Origin of the sequence: Corynebacterium sp. HMSC08D02, assembly GCF_001807505.1 — a bacterium.
GTDB lineage: Bacteria > Actinomycetota > Actinomycetes > Mycobacteriales > Mycobacteriaceae > Corynebacterium > Corynebacterium pseudogenitalium.
In genome coordinates this window covers 15,241-35,518 of sequence record NZ_KV789254.1, presented here as the reverse complement: position 1 = coordinate 35,518, position 20,278 = coordinate 15,241, and the positions used below count along the sequence as shown (strand labels likewise).

Annotated in this window: 17 protein-coding genes and 2 tRNA genes; 12 read left to right on the top strand and 7 right to left on the bottom strand. The window is 55.5% G+C overall.

Annotated features, from left to right (window positions below):
- The first annotated feature begins 2 nt into the window (after positions 1-2).
- The gene (locus HMPREF3170_RS08570; RefSeq protein ID WP_083290945.1) at positions 3-554 is read left to right on the top strand and encodes a hydrogenase maturation protease; all 552 of its coding nucleotides are present in this window, start codon (positions 3-5) and stop codon (positions 552-554) included.
- Here HMPREF3170_RS08570 and HMPREF3170_RS11375 read toward each other — a convergent pair.
- Positions 532-867 carry a hydrogenase maturation nickel metallochaperone HypA/HybF gene (locus HMPREF3170_RS11375; protein WP_071573925.1) on the bottom strand — a complete coding sequence of 112 codons (336 nt, stop codon included), beginning with the start codon at positions 865-867 and terminating at the stop codon, positions 532-534. The two genes, HMPREF3170_RS08570 and HMPREF3170_RS11375, sit on opposite strands and share 23 nt — an antisense overlap.
- 51 nt (positions 868-918) lie before the next feature.
- On the opposite strand from HMPREF3170_RS11375, the gene HMPREF3170_RS08565 reads away from it, so the two are divergent.
- The 3 genes from HMPREF3170_RS08565 (at position 919) to HMPREF3170_RS08555 (ending at position 2,439) form a co-directional block, all read left to right on the top strand.
- On the top strand, positions 919-2,043 hold the full coding sequence (locus HMPREF3170_RS08565; protein WP_070479128.1) for a hypothetical protein: 1,125 nt from the start codon (positions 919-921) through the stop codon (positions 2,041-2,043).
- 7 nt (positions 2,044-2,050) lie between these two features.
- The gene (locus HMPREF3170_RS08560) at positions 2,051-2,308 is read left to right on the top strand and encodes a HypC/HybG/HupF family hydrogenase formation chaperone (RefSeq protein WP_070479126.1); all 258 of its coding nucleotides are present in this window, start codon (positions 2,051-2,053) and stop codon (positions 2,306-2,308) included.
- A gap of 57 nt (positions 2,309-2,365) precedes the next feature.
- Positions 2,366-2,439 (top strand) — tRNA-Leu (locus HMPREF3170_RS08555).
- A gap of 57 nt (positions 2,440-2,496) precedes the next feature.
- On the opposite strand, the gene HMPREF3170_RS08550 is transcribed toward HMPREF3170_RS08555, so the two are convergent.
- From HMPREF3170_RS08550 to HMPREF3170_RS08540, 3 genes are all read right to left on the bottom strand, one after another.
- Complete coding sequence (locus HMPREF3170_RS08550; protein ID WP_070479125.1) at positions 2,497-2,853, bottom strand: hypothetical protein; 357 nt, start codon at positions 2,851-2,853, stop codon at positions 2,497-2,499.
- Positions 2,850-3,239, bottom strand: a complete 390-nt coding sequence (locus HMPREF3170_RS08545) for a TetR/AcrR family transcriptional regulator (protein ID WP_070479193.1) — start codon at positions 3,237-3,239, stop codon at positions 2,850-2,852. The genes HMPREF3170_RS08550 and HMPREF3170_RS08545 overlap by 4 nt, the downstream gene beginning before the upstream one ends.
- A 165-nt stretch (positions 3,240-3,404) precedes the next feature.
- Positions 3,405-4,154: a sulfite exporter TauE/SafE family protein gene (locus HMPREF3170_RS08540; RefSeq protein WP_071573922.1), complete on the bottom strand. Its 750-nt coding sequence runs from the start codon at positions 4,152-4,154 to the stop codon at positions 3,405-3,407.
- 144 nt (positions 4,155-4,298) lie between these two features.
- On the opposite strand from HMPREF3170_RS08540, the gene HMPREF3170_RS08535 reads away from it, so the two are divergent.
- The 7 genes from HMPREF3170_RS08535 to HMPREF3170_RS08500 all read left to right on the top strand — a co-directional run bounded on the left by HMPREF3170_RS08535 (position 4,299) and on the right by HMPREF3170_RS08500 (position 13,025).
- Positions 4,299-4,372, top strand: a tRNA-Leu gene (locus tag HMPREF3170_RS08535).
- Positions 4,373-4,413: 41 nt separating this feature from the next.
- Positions 4,414-7,083, top strand: a complete 2,670-nt coding sequence (gene polA / locus HMPREF3170_RS08530) for a DNA polymerase I (protein ID WP_070479123.1) — start codon at positions 4,414-4,416, stop codon at positions 7,081-7,083.
- Between the two features lie 637 nt (positions 7,084-7,720).
- Positions 7,721-9,184 (top strand): 30S ribosomal protein S1, encoded by a 1,464-nt coding sequence (rpsA, locus tag HMPREF3170_RS08520; protein WP_070362535.1) that lies wholly within the window; start codon positions 7,721-7,723, stop codon positions 9,182-9,184.
- A gap of 67 nt (positions 9,185-9,251) precedes the next feature.
- Complete coding sequence (gene coaE / locus HMPREF3170_RS08515) at positions 9,252-9,866, top strand: dephospho-CoA kinase (protein WP_070479120.1); 615 nt, start codon at positions 9,252-9,254, stop codon at positions 9,864-9,866.
- Positions 9,867-9,897: 31 nt separating this feature from the next.
- Entirely contained in the window at positions 9,898-11,997 is a 2,100-nt protein-coding gene (gene uvrB, locus HMPREF3170_RS08510; protein ID WP_070479118.1) for an excinuclease ABC subunit UvrB, read from the top strand.
- An 18-nt stretch (positions 11,998-12,015) separates the two neighbouring features.
- The gene (locus HMPREF3170_RS08505; protein ID WP_070362532.1) at positions 12,016-12,474 is read left to right on the top strand and encodes a universal stress protein; all 459 of its coding nucleotides are present in this window, start codon (positions 12,016-12,018) and stop codon (positions 12,472-12,474) included.
- Positions 12,475-12,581: 107 nt separating this feature from the next.
- Entirely contained in the window at positions 12,582-13,025 is a 444-nt protein-coding gene (locus HMPREF3170_RS08500) for a universal stress protein (RefSeq protein ID WP_070362531.1), read from the top strand.
- A 47-nt stretch (positions 13,026-13,072) separates the two neighbouring features.
- On the opposite strand, the gene HMPREF3170_RS08495 is transcribed toward HMPREF3170_RS08500, so the two are convergent.
- The 3 genes from HMPREF3170_RS08495 to HMPREF3170_RS08485 form a co-directional block, all read right to left on the bottom strand.
- The gene (locus HMPREF3170_RS08495; protein WP_070479116.1) at positions 13,073-15,268 is read right to left on the bottom strand and encodes a HelD family protein; all 2,196 of its coding nucleotides are present in this window, start codon (positions 15,266-15,268) and stop codon (positions 13,073-13,075) included.
- Positions 15,269-15,340: 72 nt separating this feature from the next.
- The gene (locus HMPREF3170_RS08490) at positions 15,341-16,381 is read right to left on the bottom strand and encodes a DoxX family protein (protein WP_070479115.1); all 1,041 of its coding nucleotides are present in this window, start codon (positions 16,379-16,381) and stop codon (positions 15,341-15,343) included.
- Between the two features lie 82 nt (positions 16,382-16,463).
- Positions 16,464-17,084 (bottom strand): MBL fold metallo-hydrolase, encoded by a 621-nt coding sequence (locus HMPREF3170_RS08485; RefSeq protein WP_070479114.1) that lies wholly within the window; start codon positions 17,082-17,084, stop codon positions 16,464-16,466.
- A gap of 108 nt (positions 17,085-17,192) precedes the next feature.
- Between HMPREF3170_RS08485 and uvrA the strand changes: the two genes are divergently transcribed.
- Complete coding sequence (gene uvrA, locus HMPREF3170_RS08480) at positions 17,193-20,045, top strand: excinuclease ABC subunit UvrA (RefSeq protein ID WP_070479112.1); 2,853 nt, start codon at positions 17,193-17,195, stop codon at positions 20,043-20,045.
- Positions 20,046-20,278: the final 233 nt, after the last annotated feature.

Genomic DNA, 20,278 nt, shown 5'->3' with positions numbered 1-20,278 from the left:
GTATGACGGTCACGAGGAAGCTTCGTCCCGCGCCAGATGTCCCGGTGCCATCGCCTGAGTTGGTGACGCTTGATGGCGTCACTATCAACGTCATTGGCATTGGAAACGAGATCATGGCGGATGACGCAGTTGGGCTGGCCATCCTCCGCGAGCTTGAGGCGGACCCGATCCAGGGCGTGAACTTCATCTATGGAGGAACGTCTGGCATGGAGATCCTACCCATGGTGCAGGACGCCGACTACCTGCTGGTGCTCGATGGGCTCAAACAGGGCCAGCCAGGTGATGTGGCTGTGCTCGTCGGTGATCAAATTCCGCGCCTATTGCAACAGCAGCTATCGCCTCACCAGGTGGGACTGCTGGACCTGTTGAGCGCCGCGCGCCTCACAGGTCAAGAACCCGACAACGTGGCGGTTGTGGGTATCACGGCGCGCGACGTCGAATTCCGTACATCGCTGAGTGAGGAGATCAGTGCTGCAATTCCAGAAGCAGTGCAGCGGGCCCGGCAGCTGCTAAAGGAGTGGACAGCCGAAGCTACTCAACATCAACCCAAGTAACTTGGAACTCGTCACCCCCACGCAGATCTGCAGTGGGGGTGTCACATTTAGGGCATCGCAGCGCGAAGTATTCGTCAATCTCGACGGTATCTTCACATTGAGGGCACCAGACTGCCGCGGGGATAATGTCCAAGTCGAGCCGGGCTTGAGCACACGTTGTATCGACGCGTGCAAGATCCCATGCTTGGCGAAGCGCATACACATCAACCCCGGAGCGCGTGCCTACTTTCATACCGACCGCCAGGACGTTTCGGCCGGGCACCGACTCGTTCACTGCATCGATTACCCCGCGAAGTAGACTCAATTCATGCATACCCCCATTATGTTCAATTGGGGTAGGCAACGCGAGTAAGGAGCATGGAATTTGTCAGAGAAGTTGTTTCTTGACGCCGTCATCGATCCGCTTGCAGCGACAGTTATTGTCGAAGGCGAGGGAAGTGAACGCACGGCACGCTTCGACATCGCCGGCGTGCCGCGCGTAGACAAGCTGTTAGTGGGCAAGCGCGCGAGCGAAGTTCCGACTATCGTGACGCGACTCTGTGGGCTGTGCCCGGTAACGCACCACTTGGCGGGGATGCGAGCACTTGACCAACTTGTTGGGTCGAGCGATTCGATGAGCGAGCAGGCCGTGCAGCTCCGGCGCCTTCTTCATGCGGGTTCGGTCCTTGACACGCTCGCACCGCGCCTGCTGCCTGACCACGGATTAGAGATCCGCAAGTTTGCGAAGCTGGTGCTGCGTGCCGCCGGTTGTCCGGGTCACTTTCCCGATGTTGCGATTCCTGGGGGAGTGCACGCACACGCCGATGCCGATGAGGTCAAGCGCGCAGCTGAAGGCGTCTCGACGATCCGTAGTCTCTTGCCTTCCCAACCGGTTGAGCCTGTGGAACAGCATCCTCCAAAGCTTGCCGACCTTTTCGCGTGTGATGCCGACGGCGCAGCAGATCCACTAGGAGAGTGCATTGCCGCGCGTTTCGAGGGTGAGCTGCATGTGTTCCCAGCGCATGATTTCTATGAGCACGTTCGAGAGCAGCACCCCGGTGCTATCACCCCGCGGCCCCAGGTACTTATCGACGGCCACTGGCGCGACTACCGGGTAGGCCCAGTTGCGCGATTCCCCCATCTGAGCGCGCGCGACGCCCAGTTTGCGCTTGTGCGCTCGGTACTCGACGATATCGAAAAGCTTTTGCAGGTTCCTGAGCTGTTGGCTGAGCCGGTCGTCGTCGATAATTCACTGCGCGATGGCACCGTAACGGGAATCGTTGACGGTCCTCGAGGCTTGTTGGTGCACCGCTACACTGTGGAAGACGGCAATCTGATCGATTGCCAGATTTTGAGCCCTACCGCGCAAAATGAGGGATGGCTTGCTCGGATGCTCACAGAGGCATCGACTCCTGCAGAGATGGAGTATGCGATCCGTAGCGCGGATCCTTGCCTTCCGTGCACCTCGGCACCGGAAGGCGCCATGAACATCAACATTGAAAGGAAATGATGTAGCGATGTGTCTTGGAGTTCCAGCGAAAGTGCTCAGCACTGGCGACCTGTCCAGCCCCTTGCCGATGGGGGCCATCGATATGAAGGGTGAGGAGCGGCCATGCTGCTTCGCATATCTTCCAGAAGTTGAGGTGGGGCAGTGGGTGCTCATCCAGAATGGATTCGCAATGGACGTCATTTCGGAAGATGACGCGCAGGCCTCGTTCGAGGCGATCGATGAGTTTGATCTGCTACCAAACCAACCCGGCTCTACTGTGCGCTGACCTTAACGGCGTCCGATTGTTGTTCTGCTCGCGCCGTGCGCTATATTGAGCAGGCACGCCCCAGTAGCCCAATTGGCAGAGGCAACGGATTCAAAACCCGTCCAGTGTGAGTTCGAGTCTCACCTGGGGCACAAGGAGCCTGGTCGAGGATTCCCTCGACCAGGCTCCTTTTGTACGAAACTTAGCTATCAGGCTGATGCCAACTCGTTGATGCGTTCAACAGTTGTGACTGGGTCATCAACTGTGAGGACGAGGCGGGCGAAGTTCTCATCAGCTAACTCGATTACGACCGTATTCTCGAATCCGCTGAGGTTCCAAAACAGCTTTTCACCATCTGAGTGGAACGTTCCCGCAAGCTTTTCACCCATCCTTAGTCCTGGGCAGCGAAAACCCTTCGGCTCGTTCTTCATACCCGGGTCATGTGTAGCTCCGCGTACATGTTCCCAGGGAACCTCGATGGATCCTTTGAACGACCAAATCTTATCTAAGCCGAGTGGCTCAACAACCAGAGTAGCGTCGGTGAATTTGAGATTGTTGTTGCTCATTGTGCTTCTCCTTTGGAAGTGCCGCTTGCGCGGTCGAGTAAGTGCTTGCCTAGTGCTGCTGGGCCTCCAGCAAAGCAAAGGGAATTTGCTTCGAGAATCAAGGGGCGTAGCTCTTGGCTTACGGGCGCGACTTCCACGAGAGTGACTGCAACAAGACTCTTGGCTTCTAGTGTCACTTCACCTGTCTTAGCGTTTCGGCATACTGCTTCCAGCGCCGTTCTCAGCAGGCCATGTTTGGAACCGAAGATTTTATAGAAGCTCGAACGATTTATCTCAAGGTAGGTAAGAGTTGCGTCAACGGACTGTGCTGTATACCCGCGTTCACCGAAAAGCTTTATAGCCCTGCGGATGACTTCGTCTTCATCGAACTCTCGTGGTCTACCCATGACTTTCATACTATTCGTTCTGGAATGCATTGTCCATTATCTGAGGCGGATTAGATACCGTGTCGCGCGCCAAGTGCGTGTTTATGGCTCTACGCCCGGATACTGGAAAGGAACCGGTGCTGTTGTGGTTTGGGGCTCAGTTTAAAAGTAGCGTTGGTTAGTGGATTATGCTCCGGTACCGAGTAGACCGCGCACAAGTGCGGTGAACCCGCCGAAGATCGCCAGGGCGAGTGCTATTCGGTACCCCAGTTGTACTGGTACCCGTGGTGCCATACGGGTGCCAACAACGATGCCCAACACCATCGCAACAATGCCAACCACCCACGTTTCAGGAGTCACCGCGGAGAGGTTTGCTGCACCAGTGATTTCCTTAATGGCGAATGAGAGTGCGCCGCTGACCAGGAAGATTGGCTGGAGCGTAGCTGCGTAGATCTCCTTAGGCCAGCGTGCCGCGTGGGCGTACACGGTGATTGATGGGCCAGCTACGCCTGCCAACGTGTTCATGAAACCACCAAGTGAACCTGCGATAACAGAAGGTACGGTGCCTTCAATATTCGGTATGTAGCGTTTTCCCAACGTCACTGTGCCGAGCGCGATCAACAATAGAACGCCAACGATGATTAGAAGCAAACTAGTTGAAACTGCCCGTATGAGGAATGCGCCGGGTACCGCACCCAAAACAAGGGCTCCGGCAATTGGGGCAAAGCGTTTCCAATCAACGCGCTCGCGCATTGAATAGGTGTTGGCTATCGCGTTGACTGTGGCTAGCACGTTGACCATCAACACCCCAGAGACTGGACCGAGGAGGACAGATAGTGCGGGGGCCGCGATAAGCCCAAGGCCCATTCCTGAAATTCGCTGCAAGGCAGCTCCAGCGAACACAGCCAGGAAGATCCCGATCAGAACTGTTGTCACTGCACCCTCCTGTGCTCTGCTTCATATACAGCGCTCATCACCCTACCTGACGAATTTTAGATACCTGGAGTGAACTGGCGTTTTAGATGATCGCGTGGTGCGATTCACGCCTGAGCGCTTGCCTGCTATATACTTTGCGACGTCGCCCCAGTAGCCCAATTGGCAGAGGCAACGGATTCAAAACCCGTCCAGTGTGAGTTCGAGTCTCACCTGGGGCACAACACCCGGCCATAAGCCGGGTTTTCTTGTTTGAGTCGTCATGTCGGGACGTACGTCTACACTAGGGGCCGTGAAGAAACGGTTATTGCTCATTGACGGACACTCCATGGCATTTCGAGCGTTCTACGCTCTGCCTGCTGAAAACTTTTCGACGACCGGTGGCCAAACAACGAATGCGGTGTATGGCTTCTTGTCGATGTTCGCCAACGTTGTGGCGCAAGAAGCACCGACGCATATTGGTGTGGCGTTCGATGTGGGGCGCAAGACGTTTCGAACGGAACGTTTTCCGGAGTACAAAGCTCAGCGCGAATCCACTCCGCCAGAGTTTAAGGGGCAGGTTCCGCTGATTCAGGAGTGTCTTGAGGACCTCGGAATCATCAGCTTGTCGAAGGAGAATTTTGAAGCTGACGATATCGTGGCGACGCTGGTGCACCTGGCTCGCGCTGATCAGGATTTCGAAATTGTCTTGGTTTCAGGGGACCGTGACTACCTACAACTGGTAGACGATTCAACGACGCTGTTGTACCCGATGCGCGGGGTTTCGACGATGACACGTTTCACTCCGGACAAGGTCGAGGAGAAGTACGGGCTGACTCCGGCACAGTATCCGGATTTTGCGGCGCTTCGGGGAGACCCGTCTGATAACCTCCCCTCGGTTCCGAAGGTCGGGGAGAAGACGGCGACAAAGTGGATCACGCAATACGGTTCGCTTGCAGAACTCGTTAACCACGCGGATGAAATCAAGGGAGTCGCAGGTCAAAACTTCCGAGACCGTATCGAGCAAGTGCAGCTCAATCGTGAACTCACGCAGATGGTCACCGACGTAGAGCTCCCTGTTACGCCAAATGACTTGGAGCTAAAGACCGTAGACATCGGTGCTATTGCGAAGCGATTTGATTCTTTGGAGTTCGGCACGAATCTTCGCGAACGTGTGCTATCCGCGCTTCCTACGGAAGGGGACGCCGAAGAGCATTTGCCTGTGGAGCTTCCAGAAGTTGTGATCGACGAAGGGCCGTTGGACGCATGGATCGCTTCCCATAGGGGTCAAGGATTAGCGCTGTATGTGGACGGTAGTCCGCTGCCGGCAAACGGCGATGCTACTGCGATTGGGATCGTCGATAAGGAGCGGCACGGCATCCAACGCGAAACAGCGGAGCTAACCCCTGAAGAGGATGTTGCGCTGAAGGACTGGTTGGAGTCAGATGACCCCAAGTACCTCCACAACGGTAAAGCTATGTATCACATGCTGCGGGGCAGAGGTATCACACTCAGCGGGATTGCGCATGACACAGCGATTGCTGCCTACCTGCTTCGCCCGGGGCAGCGCACCTATGCGCTGGCTGATGTATACCAGCGTCACTTGCAGCGACAGTTGGACGTAGGGCAAGAGCAGCTCAGTCTGTTGGATCAAACTTCACAGGTTGATGCCGCCGTTGCTGTGCTGGAACTGGCGCAACATCTTGCTCAAGAACTTCGTGAAATCGACTCTTACGCGCTGTACGCCGACCTTGAGCTGCCGCTTGTACCCATTCTTGCCAGGATGGAGGACGTCGGTGTGGCTGTTGATATCGAAGCTCTTGAAAATCTTCGCAAGGAGTTTACTGACAAGGTTGCCCAGGTAGAAGGAGAGGCCCGCACGCTTGTCGACGAGCCAGCTCTCAACCTTTCGAGTCCGAAGCAGCTTTCTGTCGTTCTTTTCGACAAACTTGACTTGCCTAAAACCAAGAAAACAAAGACTGGGTATTCGACGGCAGCCAAGGAGATCGAGGCGCTTGCAGAAAAGAATCCGCATCCGTTCCTTGATCATCTGTTGGCACATCGTGAATATCAGAAGATGAAGTCCACAATCGAGGGGCTTATCAAGGCGGTACACAGTGATGGCCGAATTCACACAACCTTCAACCAAACCGTGACTTCAACGGGCCGACTGAGTTCGACTGATCCAAACCTGCAGAATATTCCCGTCCGTACAGAGACAGGTCAAAAGATTCGAGCAGCATTCACCGTTGGTAAGGGGTATGAGTATCTTCTGACCGCTGATTACTCACAGATTGAGATGCGAGTGATGGCGCACCTGTCCGGGGACAAGGGGCTCATCTCCGCGTACAAGGATGGCGAAGACCTGCACAACTACGTCGGTTCACAGGTATTTGATGTTGCTATCGACGCCGTGACGCCCGAGCTACGCCGTCGGGTCAAGGCAATGTCATATGGTTTGGTTTATGGGCTCTCTGCGTACGGCCTCGCCGCGCAGCTCTCGATCTCGCCAGGTGAAGCCAAGGAAATCATGGAGAGTTATTTCCACCGTTTCGGTGGGGTGAAGCACTATCTGGACTCGGTCGTCGAGAAAGCCAGAAAAGATGGATACACGGCAACTGTGTTTGGGCGCCGACGCTACCTGCCTGAGCTCAACAGCGACAACCGAGTCGCCCGAGAAAATGCTGAGCGGGCGGCCCTGAATGCTCCTATTCAAGGTACTGCCGCAGACATCATTAAAGTAGCGATGATTCACGTTGACCGAGCGTTGGCTGATTACGAGTCCCGTGTGCTGTTGCAAGTGCATGACGAGTTGGTTGTTGAAGTCGCTCCGGGTGAGCTCGATGAAGTGCGTGAGATTGTTGAGCGGGAGATGGATCGCGCTATTGAGCTCAACGTGCCGCTCGAGGTTTCTACCGGATACGGAGAGAACTGGCAAGATGCTGGCCATTAAGGCGGGAAGTGTGGGGCTATAGAGCGGCCCCCATTATTCCGCTCTATAGCCCCGAGACGGTCCCAGAGCCTCCTTCTCAATCCGTCTGGGACTGCCTTCCCCCCATCAACCGCTTCTTCCCCCGAGTTCCCCCGAGAAGCGGTGCCACGGTTCACCTCGCGAGGTTTCACAGCTCTAGATTGGCCTCATCTATCGCTGCTGCGCCTTGATCGTGGCAATGAAAACACTAACAGACGTCTGTGGGGAACGTAAGAGAATTGGCCAAAAATGGACTACATTAAACAAAATATTGACTAATTATGGGGGTGTGGGATGGCGAGTGTATTGCTTTGACCTGCGAGTTTGCGTCTTATCGGCGGTGTGGCAGACTTACGGCATTCTCAGTTGGCGAGTTCGGTGAAGGATGTGTTGCTTGCCTTAACGGTCGACCTGATGGGGATTTATCCGAGTGTTGATATTTGCGCGAGCTGGGCAAAGGCGATATTCTTGCACGAGCATATCTGGGCAATAGGTCTCGTGGTGTCGTAATAGGAGGGCATCACCGGCTCATATTGCGGGATCTTTCCGCGCTGGTAAGAGATGATATGCCCCTGTCCAAATACGATCTCCTATTTCAATTTCGGAGCACATTTAACTTATGCGCACTTCCAACGCACCACAGGTCGCAATCAACGATATCGGCGGACCTGAGGAATTTCTCGCCGCTGTAGACGCAACCATCAAGTACTTCAATGATGGTGACATCGTCTCCGGCACCGTAGTTAAGGTTGACCACGATGAGGTTCTCCTTGACATCGGCTACAAGACTGAGGGTGTTATCCCTACCCGTGAGCTGTCGATCAAGCATGACGTTGACCCGGACGAAGTTGTCCAGGTCGGCGACGAGATCGACGCACTGGTCCTGACCAAGGAGGACAAGGAAGGTCGCCTCCTGCTCTCCAAGAAGCGTGCTCAGTACGAGCGTGCTTGGGGCACCATCGAAGAGCTGCAGAAGAACGACCAGCCAGTTACTGGTACGGTCATCGAGGTTGTCAAGGGTGGCCTCATCCTCGACATCGGTCTTCGTGGCTTCTTGCCTGCGTCGCTCGTTGAGATGCGTCGCGTCCGTGACCTGGATCCATACATTGGCCAGGAGCTCGAGGCAAAGATCATCGAGCTGGACAAGCACCGCAACAACGTGGTCCTGTCCCGCCGTGCATACCTCGAAGAGACGCAGTCCGCTGTTCGTTCCGACTTCCTGCACCAGCTGCAGAAGGGTCAGGTACGCAAGGGCGTTGTTTCTTCCATCGTCAACTTCGGTGCTTTCGTGGACCTTGGCGGCGTAGACGGCCTGGTTCACGTTTCCGAGCTGTCCTGGAAGCACATCGACCACCCATCTGAGGTTGTCACCGTCGGCGATGAGGTTACCGTTGAGGTTCTCGACGTCGATCTCGACCGTGAGCGTGTTTCCCTGTCGCTGAAGGCGACCCAGGAGGACCCATGGCGCGTGTTCGCACGCACCCACGCTGTCGGCCAGATCGTGCCGGGCAAGGTCACCAAGCTTGTTCCATTCGGTGCGTTCGTTCGCGTCGAAGAGGGCATCGAGGGTCTGGTTCACATCTCCGAGCTGGCACAGCGCCACGTCGAGGTACCGGACCAGGTTGTCAACGTTGGCGAAGAGGTCATGGTCAAGGTCATCGACATCGATCTCGACCGTCGTCGTATCTCGCTGTCGCTGAAGCAGGCGGACGAGGACTACAACGAAGAGTTCGATCCGTCCCGCTACGGCATGGCTGATTCCTACGACGAGCAGGGCAACTACATCTTCCCAGAGGGCTTCGATCCGGAGACCAACGAGTGGATGGAGGGCTTCGACGAAGCTCGTCAGCAGTGGGAGGCTCGCTACGCAGAGGCCGAGCGCCGCTTCCAGGCGCACACTGCACAGATCGAGCGTCATCGCGCTGCTGCTGCCGAGGCGGCAGAGCAGGCGGGTGACCAGGCGAACTACTCCTCGCAGTCCAACGCTGCAGCTCCGGCAGCGGATGAGACCGCTAGCGCAGGTGGCTCGCTTGCATCTGACGAGCAGCTCGCAGCACTTCGCGACAAGCTCGCTGGCAACTAGTCTTTACTAGCTAATCGACGACCCCTTCCTGGAATCCAGGAAGGGGTTTTCGCCTATTATGTGACGCATGTTGAGAATTGGGCTTACCGGAGGAATCGGAAGCGGAAAGTCGTCCGTTGCCGCGTTGTTACGTGAGCGTGGCTTCGTCGTAGTCGATGCTGACCGTATCGCGCGCGATGTTCTGCAACCAGGAAACGATGCGCTAAAAGAGGTGGCTGCTGCATTCGGCGATGACCTGGTGGACGCTTCCGGCGCTTTGAACCGCAAGTTGCTGGCGCAGCGGGCGTTTGCCTCGGAGGAACAGACGCAGAAGCTGAATTCGATTACGCATCCTGCGATTCGTAAGGAGTCATCACGGCAGTTCGACGCCGCTGAAGCTGAAGGAGCCCGGGTTGCTGTGTACGATATGCCACTGCTTGTAGAGCTTGGGCTGCACCGTCAGATGGACTTCACTGTTGTAGTCGACGTGAATGAGGAAGAGCGAGTGAGGCGACTGGTTCAATCGCGCGGTCTAGCGGAGGCAGACGCCCGTTCCCGTATTGCACGGCAGATTGATGACGACGATCGACTCGCGGCCGCTGACTACTTGATTGATAACAACGGTCCGTTGTCTGAGCTCGCTCCGCAGGTGGACGCTTTGGTCGACTATGTCGAGCGAGAATTGTTGCAGCATCAACGTTGAGGAATCTGGTTGAGTCATTAGACTGAGCTGCATGGCATTTGCAGCAGAGCATCCGGTCCTAGCACATTCGGAGTTTCGACCAGTAGGCGAGATCGAGCGTCGTGAAAAGCCCTTTGAAGTCGTCTCGGAGTTTGAGCCATCGGGTGATCAGCCTAAAGCGATCGCAGAGCTAGATGAACGTCTCAACCGGGGAGAAGAAGACGTCGTCCTCATGGGTGCCACCGGCACCGGCAAGTCGGCGACGGCAGCGTGGCTGATTGAAAAGCAGCAGCGCCCAACGCTCGTGATGGCCCCGAACAAGACGCTCGCCGCGCAGCTAGCAAATGAGCTTCGGCAGCTCCTCCCAAATAACGCGGTTGAGTACTTCGTCTCGTACTACGACTATTACCAACCAGAGGCATATATCGCTCAGACGGATACATACATCGAAAAAGATTCCTCCATTAATGATGATGTGGAACGCCTGCGTCACTCAGCTACCTCCGCATTGCTGTCGCGTCGTGACGTAGTGGTGGTGTCGTCAGTCTCTTGTATCTACGGCCTTGGTACGCCGCAGTCCTACCTTGATCGCTCTGTGGTGCTGCGCGTGGGGGAAGAGGTTGAGCGTGACCGCTTCCTTCGATTACTCGTTGATATCCAGTACGAGCGCAACGATATTGACTTCAAACGCGGTACGTTCCGAGTAAAGGGCGACGTCGTCGATATCATTCCTGCGTATGAGGAAGTCGCGGTTCGGGTTGAGTTCTTCGGAGACGAGATTGACAGCTTGTATTACATTCATCCGCTCACGGGAGACGTGCTGAGCCAAGAAGATGAGCTTCGGATCTTTCCTGCTACCCACTACGTGGCCACTGAAGAGCGAATGGAAAAGGCGATCGAATCCATCAAAGAAGAGCTTGCAGACCGTTTAGAGGACCTTGAGAACCGCGGAAAACTACTTGAGGCTCAGCGACTTCGGATGCGCACCGAGTATGACCTCGAGATGATTCAGCAGGTTGGCTTCTGCTCAGGCATTGAGAACTATTCTCGTCACATGGACGGGCGCGAGGCAGGATCGGCGCCGGCGACGCTCATCGACTACTTCCCGGAAGACTTCCTCACAATTATCGACGAGTCCCACGTGACCGTCCCGCAAATTGGAGGAATGTTTGAAGGCGATATGTCGAGGAAGCGCAACCTCGTGGAATTCGGATTCCGGCTGCCGAGTGCCGTCGACAACCGTCCGTTGACCTTCGATGAGTTTGAATCGCGCGTGGGGCAGACGGTGTACATGTCCGCGACACCGGGCGATTACGAGCTCGAAGCAGCACACGGCGAGTTTGTTGAGCAGGTTATTCGCCCAACAGGCCTCGTCGATCCAAAGGTCACGGTGAAACCGACGAAGGGACAAATCGACGACCTGATTGACGAGATTCGCGTCCGGGTGGAGAAGAACGAGCGCGTGCTGGTCACTACCTTGACGAAGCGCATGGCTGAGGACTTGACTGATTATCTCCTGGATAACGGGGTAAAGGTGCGCTACCTGCACTCTGACATTGATACGTTGCAGCGCGTTGAGCTGCTCCGCCAGCTGAGGCTTGGAGAGTTTGACGTCCTCGTTGGCATCAACCTGCTGCGAGAGGGTCTCGACTTGCCGGAAGTTTCACTTGTTGCAATTCTCGACGCCGACAAGGAAGGGTTCCTGCGTTCGACCAAGTCGCTGATTCAGACTATCGGGCGCGCAGCTCGTAACGTATCTGGAGAGGTCATCATGTACGCCGACCAGGTCACTGAGTCGATGGAGGAAGCAATCAGTGAGACAGAGCGGCGTCGCGAAATTCAGTTGGCGTACAACAAAGAACATGGGATCGATCCGCAGCCGCTGCGCAAGAAGATTGCCGACATTTTGGATCAGGTATATGAGAATACTGACGGTGAAGCTGAAAATGGCGTTGCCTCGGATACCGCAGTTGTATCGAAGCCAGACGTGTCCGAGATGGCCTCTGATCAGGTACAAGCATTGATCGACGACCTTACGAAGCAAATGGGTGCAGCAGCTCGCGAGTTGAAGTTTGAGCTCGCCGGCAGACTGCGTGATGAAATTGCAGATCTCCGAAAGGAACTTCGTGGTATGAAAGATACAGGAAACTAAGAAAGGTTCGAGGAATCTATGCATACCTATAAGTCGATTGCTGTCGGTACTGACGGTTCACCAACTTCGCTTGTTGCGGTTCGTGCTGCTGCGAGCCTGGCCCGCGTGTATGACGCGAAGCTCACAGTCATCTGTGCTCACTACACAGCGTCGGGCTCGATGCTGAACGCAACCAACGCGGAGCTGAGCAAGATCGATATCGTGACGGAATCGGGCGCCGAGGATATCTTGAGGCGTGCGAAGGCGATCGCAGTCGAAGAACAGGCACCAGAGATTAACTTGGTCTCCAGTGGCGGCCAGCCTGCGAATGTACTGCTGGAATCAGTAAAGGAATACAGCGTAGATCTCCTCGTGGTTGGAAACAAAGGAATGCGGTCCCTCGCCGGTCGAGTCTTCGGCAACATCCCAGGTAGCGTGGCAAAGAAGGCGCCGGTTGATGTCATGCTCGTTGACACCCGAGCTGAAGGCCACGACTAGCCTTCATCCGCGCGAGAACCAGGTACTATAAATTTGACCGTGCTTGTTGGCGCCACCGTTATCCAGCGAGCGACAGCTGAATCAGGAAAGGTCTCAAGAATACAGCTATGGCCAATTACTACAAGACCATCGTCGTAGGGTCCGACGGGTCCAAGTCTTCACTGCTCGCCGTTGAGCGTGCTGCAAAAATGGCGAGTGCATTTGGTGCCACGCTAGTGATCGGTACCGCGTATTACGAAACGGAAGCGGACGCGACGAAGAGCCTGCGACAAGATTCGGTCACCATCCTCGGTGACAAGGACGCGTTGGCAAATCTTGAAGCGGCAGCAGAACATGCGCGACAGCACGGAGCAAAAGACGTGCAGACTGCGACCCGTCCGGGTACTCCAGTAGAGGCTCTGATGGCGATTGTTCGTGACAACAATGCGGAACTGCTGGTGGTCGGTAACCGCGGTATCAACTCTCTGACCGGTCGCCTGCTGGGGTCTGTCCCAGCAGACGTTGCTCGCCAATCGGACTGCGACGTCATGATCGTACATACCGTCAGCTAACGTCTTCATGTAACAACCTCCGGCCAACTGCATGGCCGGAGGTTGTTCTATGGCATCTCACCGATGACGGCGAGGCTTTGAGTTGCTCGGGTCATCGCCACGTAGAGGTCTTGCCAACCTTGCGGAGAGGCGTCGATAATTTCTTGGGGTTCTATTAGTACTACATGGTCAAATTCGAGTCCCTTCATCGCATCGACATTTGACTTGTCGATGATCGCTGTCGTGCGCCCATCCTCGTATGTTGCGACAGTTTCTGGGGTGGTGCCGGAAGGCCAAAACTCGACGGGTTGCCCAGTGCTTCGAATACTCTCAGGGACCGCTGCCTCTGAGTCGCTCGCGTGAAGAACTTTCGCGGCGTACTCCATAATCTCCGACGGAGTCCGGTAGTTCACACTCAAGGTATGCGTGCGGAAACGCGAGCCAACAAACGGTTCCAGCGTTGCTGACCAGTCGTCTGAACCCGCAGGCGAAGAAGTCTGCGCGGTGTCTCCAACTAATGTCATCCACTTTGATGGGCAGCGCCGAAACACCATCCGCCATTCCATCGGTGAGAGCTCTTGTGCCTCATCCACGATCACATGCCCATAGGCCCATGTGCGATCTGCGCGTGCGCGCTCTGCGGTCGAACGGATATCGGTGCTCGCCTGGCGCTGCGCGAGCGTTTCCGCATCAATGACGTCTGATGCAGAAAGGATCTCAGCCTCGAACTGGTCGTCATCGTTGTCAGTGGACTCGGATGAAGCCAAGACGTCCAACGCGTCCTCTGCCTCGGCCACCTGCTGTTGCCACGCATCGTCATCGGAGTCACGAATACCCTCCGCTGGGCTACTACCAATAAGAATCGACAGCTCGTCGAGTAACGCAGCATCCGACGGGGCCGTTGCCGCACCAGGCTCCCGAAAGAGGGCATCTTGTGTGTAGTCGTCGTAGTCATACGCGACAGCTGCGATTGCGTCGCGGTCTTCAAGCAGATTGCGTAGTACTCCTGCAGGCGACAGAGTGGGGAAGTGGGCGTCAATAAACTCTCGGACCTGGGATTCTTCAGCCAGGTCATCGTGGAGCTGATCGACGTCCGCAGCAGATAACAGATTCTCACCGCCTAGAGGGTCCGCACCAATGGTGTTGGCAAGTGCTTGCGCAAGAAGTTCGCAAAGATGTTCCGCAAACACGGCTCGTGCTTCATTATGAGGACGACGTGACCGTCGTGCTTTGGTTCTGGCTGCCTTAACCATGGCCGGCGTCGCAGCGACGGGAACGTTCTCAATTGAAAGGGTTACCGCGCGCTCCGGAACCGTCTCATATGACTGCACAGCCCGCTTGAGAATCGTGACCATCTCAATCGAGCCTTTGACTTCCCGTGCAGCAAGCGACTCGCTACCTTCCGGGGTAAAACCGGGGATTAAGTCTGAGATGGTGGAAAGCACTACGCCGGTCTCGCCGAGCTCCGGAAGAACTCGCGAGATGTAGTCCAAAAAGACGGTATTGGGGCCAAGAACCAAGACGCCGGTCTTCGCCAGCTGCGCTCGCCAAGTATAGAGCAGATACGCAACACGATGGAGAGCGACTGCAGTCTTGCCAGTACCTGGACCACCCTCGACAACCATCACTCCACGCGTAGCGTCACGAATGACGGCATCCTGTTCACGCTGGATTGTCTCAACGATGGATTGCATGTGCGCAGTGCGTGGCCGATTCATGGCGCGCCGCAGCGCAGCCTCGGATCCGACACCCGAGGCTTCAACACCCGTACCTGTGCCGGAGAGGACCTCGTCGTCAATGGTTTCCACCGTGCGACCCCTCATACGGATGTTTCGCCGGGTTTGCACGCCTGAAGGGTGCGCCGTCGTCGCGAGGTAAAACGGCCGTGCCATGGGCGCCCGCCAATCGATGAGGAGCGTCCGGTACTTGTCTTCGGGGGCGTCAATGCCCATCCTGCCTATATAGCGTCGGTCAAGATTGTCGCTGTTAGGGACTAGATTCTCCGGAGATTCGTCCTCCACATCAATTCGGCCAAAAACTAAGCCAACTTCTGCCAGGTTGAGTGCATCGAGTTTTGCATTCAGCCCATGATATTCGGTTTCGCGCCTAACGAGCGCATCAGAATCTGGGTTGTCAGGGTCGACATCTCGTTGCACCGCTTCCAGTTTGGCTTGGGCTTTCGATACTTCATCGTCAAGACGAGAAAATAGACCGTCGACGTAGTGCTGTTCGCGAGCAACCTCTTGCTCTGACACGGTGAACATAATCTCCTTCAAAGTAAAAGCCACCCCGCAACCACAACTATGCGGCCACGGGGTGTACTACAGAAAGTCAGATTAGCTGAGCTTCTTCTGAACCTTCTTTACCAGCTTGTTCGCGCGCTTTTCGGCCTTCTTAGCCTTACGCTTCCACTTCCACTGCTTGCACTTTGACGGCGCAACATCCAAGTTGTCGAAGGCATCCTGCAGGGAGTCAACCGCGCTCTGGGCACGGTCCTGCAGCTTCGCGGTGCTCTTCTTTACCTTGCGCTTTGCCTTGAACTGGTCCAACTTGCTTGGCTCGAGGCTCTCCAGCTTGTCCTGGAGATCCCCAACAACGCTGTTGACCTTGCGCTTTGCCTTGAACTGCTGGAGTTTGCTTGGCTTCAAGTCCTTGTAGGTGTCTTGAGCGCTATCGGAAACATCCTCCATCCAGTCACCCGCATCAGAGAGGAACGAGGAGGTTTGCTTGCGCGCATCCTGCCAGAAGCCCTCAGCTGCGTCAGATGCCTGGTCCGCAAACTTAGAGGCCTGCTTCTTCCAGTCATCCTTGTTGTTATCGACGTAGTCGACCACTTGATCTGCAGTATCGGACAGCCAGTTACTTGCTTTACCCAGAGCCTTTTCGGTCTCAGACTGGGTAGGCAGTGCCTGCTGTACGTTCTTCTTCGCGGTGCGGGCAGCCTGCTGGGCGCGCCACTGCAGCCCTGGCTTGCCAGCAGTGTCCACAGTCGCGAGGAGCACACCACCGGCGAGAGCGACATCGGTCAGCGCGCCAGTCTGACGACGCTGCTTCTCATTCGCCTCGTCAGCCTCCCAGAAGGCATTACGGCCGATAATCGACGGGATTGCAGTCGCAGCGAGCAGTGCAGCGGAAGTGCGTGGCAGCTTGCCAATGGCGAAGAGGCTGCCTGCACCTGCTTTAATGCCACCAACGACCTGAGCGGCCGTCTTCGGGTTGCTCGGGATCAGACCACGGTACTCGCTCGGAACGGCACCGCGGACCTTATCTAAAAGCGCCTTCGTGCTTTCTTTATTGGCATTTGGGTCACGCAGCGTCTGAACACCGTCAACGATGTAGACGGACGCGAGCATTGGCCTTGCGAGTTTTCGAATCATAAATGCATTCCTCTTTTCTTTTCGCAACGTACCGGTCGCTGTATATATGTTCTATGTGACGTCCGACATTCGGATTACGCTTTTACCAGCGACGGTTCCACCAAACATCTAAATCTGGACGCTCTGCACCAAGCGTAGTGGATTTACCATGGCCCGGCCACACAATTGTCTCATCCGGATATGCGTCGAAGAGTTTTTCTTTGACATCGCGGAAGAGTCGCACGAAGTCGCCTTCGGAATTTGTTTTCCCAAGCCCACCAGGGAAAAGAGAATCACCAACAAAGAGGTTAGGCACCCCCTTGAGGTCGGCGCGCACGGCTGCGCCACCTGGGGTATGTCCACGCAGAATTACCACTGGGAGCTCGTGGCCTGCGAACGAAATCGAGTCGCCGTCGTGGATTTCGCGGTCGACAGGAGCAGGCAGGGCAGGTACCTCGAGGAACGGTGCCCAGTGTGTAGCGCCCGTTGCTTCCAGGACTGTAGCCAATGCACGCACGTGGTCGTGGTGGCGATGCGTCGTTAATACATCCGTGATCTTGACTCCGGCCTGTTCGGCCATGGCGAGGATAGCCGGCGCGTCGTCAGCGGCGTCGATTAGCAGGCCCTGGCCATCTGCGCAGAGGAGATAGCAGTTGTTGTCCATCGAGCCGACGGAAACCTGGTGCAGTGTTAATTGGGGCAGTGGAGTTGATTCTGAATTCATGGTGCCTACCCTAGTCAATTCTTTCTTCGCCAGAACAGTGATTACCGAAGTGGTATACGCTGGTATGTTCGGAACAAAATGAACCGATCTTCTGGAAGAGGTATCTAGGTGGCTGACCGTCTTGTTGTACGTGGAGCAAGAGAACACAACCTGAAGGGCGTCGATGTGTCTCTGCCGAGGGACAAGATGGCCGTATTTACAGGCCTGTCTGGATCGGGTAAGTCCTCGCTGGCATTCGATACGATCTTTGCGGAGGGACAGCGTCGATACGTTGAGTCCCTTTCGTCGTATGCTCGGATGTTCTTAGGACAGATGGATAAGCCCGATGTCGATTACATTGACGGACTATCGCCCGCGGTATCAATCGACCAAAAATCGACGAACCGTAACCCCCGTTCGACTGTAGGTACCATCACCGAAATCTACGATTACCTTCGCCTGCTCTATTCGCGGGCTGGCACTCCTCATTGTCCAGAGTGCGACGCTGTGATTGAACGGCAGACGCCGCAACAAATTGTGGACCGCGTGCTGGGGATGGAGGAGCGCCTCAAGTTCCAAGTCCTTGCCCCGGTAGTACGAAAGCGTAAAGGCGAGTTCGTTGACTTGTTTAAGGATCTCGCCGCTCAGGGTTACTCTCGAGTGAGCGTGGACGGCGAGTTGTACCAGCTCAGCGATCCACCGAAGCTTGAGAAGCAGGTCAAACACACGATTTCGGTGGTAGTGGACCGCCTTCAAGTGAAGCAAAGCCAAAAGCAGCGTCTCACCGACTCAGTGGAGACAGCACTCAAACTTGCCGACGGCCTCGTTGGCTTCGAATTCGTTGACTTCGATGAGGGCAACCCTGATCGGATCCAGATCTTCTCTGAAAAGATGGCGTGCCCGAACGGGCACAAACTTAACGTTGAGGAGTACGAGCCGCGCGCGTTCTCGTTTAACTCACCGTTTGGTGCCTGTCCAACGTGTGATGGTCTCGGGACGCAGAAGAAGATTGACGAAGAACTCGTTATTCCAGATCCAGACGCACCAGCAATTGATGCTTTCCAGCCATGGAACTCCAGCCCGAACAAGCGATACTTCGTCAAGTTGATTGAAGCGTTAGCAAAAGAGGAGGGCTTTGATGCTCACGCTCCGTTCAGCTCGCTGACGAAAACGCAGCAGAAGCATTTGGTAAATGGTTCCAAAACCAAGATCAGCGTGCGGTACAAGAACCGCTACGGCAGGCAGCGGTCATTCAGCGCAGCTTATGAAGGTGTCATTGGGTACCTGGAGCGTAAGCTCGAGCAGGCCGAAAGCGATACCCAGAAAGACCGACTGCTTGCTTATACGCGAGAGGTACCGTGTCCTTCGTGCAAGGGCGCTAGGTTGAAGCCCGAGATTCTCGCCGTTCGCCTCGACTCAACAACGCATGGTGAACGCTCCATCGCCGGGCTTACGGAACTGAGCATTGAGGATGCGTCCGAATACCTTGATAATTTGGTACTTGGTTACCGTGAGGAAATGATCGCGGGTGCGGTACTTCGAGAGATCCAAGCTCGGCTGCACTTTCTCTTGGACGTAGGACTGAGTTACCTCTCGCTCGCTCGGTCAGCCGGCACCCTGTCGGGCGGTGAAGCGCAGCGCATCCGTCTGGCCACGCAAATTGGGTCTGGCCTTGCCGGTGTACTGTACGTGCTTGATGAGCCGTCAATCGGTTTGCATCAACGGGATAACCAGAGGCTGATTAAGACTCTGAAGAAACTTCGCGACCTTGGGAACACGCTGGTTGTGGTTGAACACGATGAGGAAACGATCCGTGAGGCTGATTGGTTGGTAGACATCGGGCCGCTCGCCGGAGAATACGGCGGGGAAGTGGTCTACCAGGGAGAACCCGACGGTATCCGTGAAGTAGAGAACTCCATTACCGGAGACTACCTTGCGGGCAGGAAAAAGATTGAGGTCCCGGATCAGCGTCGACCGGTAGACGCAGACCGCAAGCTGAGAGTTGAGGGCGCGCGAGAGAACAACCTCAAGAACGTATCAGTGGATATTCCACTGGGAGTGTTGGTAGCTGTTACTGGGGTATCTGGGTCTGGCAAGTCTACGCTGGTAAACCAGATTCTGGCTAAGACTCTCCAGAATGAGCTCAATGGAGCTCGACAAGTCCCGGGACGGGTAAAGAAAGTCAGTGGCCTTGACCATCTAGATAAACTTGTCCAAGTCGACCAGAGTCCCATCGGACGTACACCACGATCAAACCCTGCGACATATACAGGGGTGTTTGACAAGATCCGCAACCTATTCGCGGAAACACAAGAGTCAAAGGTTCGTGGCTACAAGGCTGGCCGATTCTCGTTCAATGTCAAAGGCGGGCGCTGTGAAGCGTGCCGTGGTGATGGCACTATCAAGATTGAGATGAACTTCCTACCGGATGTATACGTCCCGTGTGAGGTGTGCCAGGGAGCACGATACAACCGTGAAACCCTCGAAGTGCGCTATAAGGGTAAGAACATTGCCGAAGTTCTCGATATGCCGATTTCTGAAGCAGCTGAGTTCTTCGAGCCAATTCAGTCAATCCATCGATACCTCAACACGCTTGTAGAGGTCGGCCTGGGCTATGTACGTCTTGGGCAGGCTGCGACAACGCTATCCGGTGGTGAGGCACAGCGGGTGAAGCTGGCGGCAGAATTGCAGAAGCGAACTAACGGCCGAACAATTTACATCCTCGACGAGCCCACTACGGGGCTGCACTTCGAAGACATTCGTAAGCTCATGCTTGTGCTGAATGGCCTGGTGGAAAAGGGCAACACTGTGTTGGTGATCGAACACAACCTGGACGTTATCAAGTCGGCGGACTGGGTGATTGACATGGGGCCTGAGGGGGGATCAGGCGGTGGAACGGTGGTCGCGCAGGGAACGCCAGAAGACGTAGCACGTAATGGCAAGTCTCATACAGGTGCTTTCTTGAAGGAGATATTGCAATAGATCCAGCTTGAATGCATGATTTGCTTGAATAAACTTCATGTATTAAAGTTCTCACCACTACCGCCCAGAGCATTCTTTACAAAGGTGCCTGGGCCACAAGTGGAGTGAATCCCACCCCATGCCGGTCGACAGTGATCAGGATACGGGTCAAGGTAGCCAAAGTCTTTTGGCTGCCTACGGAAAGCTCCCGCGTTATTGCTAATAGCGCGGGTTTTGTGCTTTTGCGCAGAATC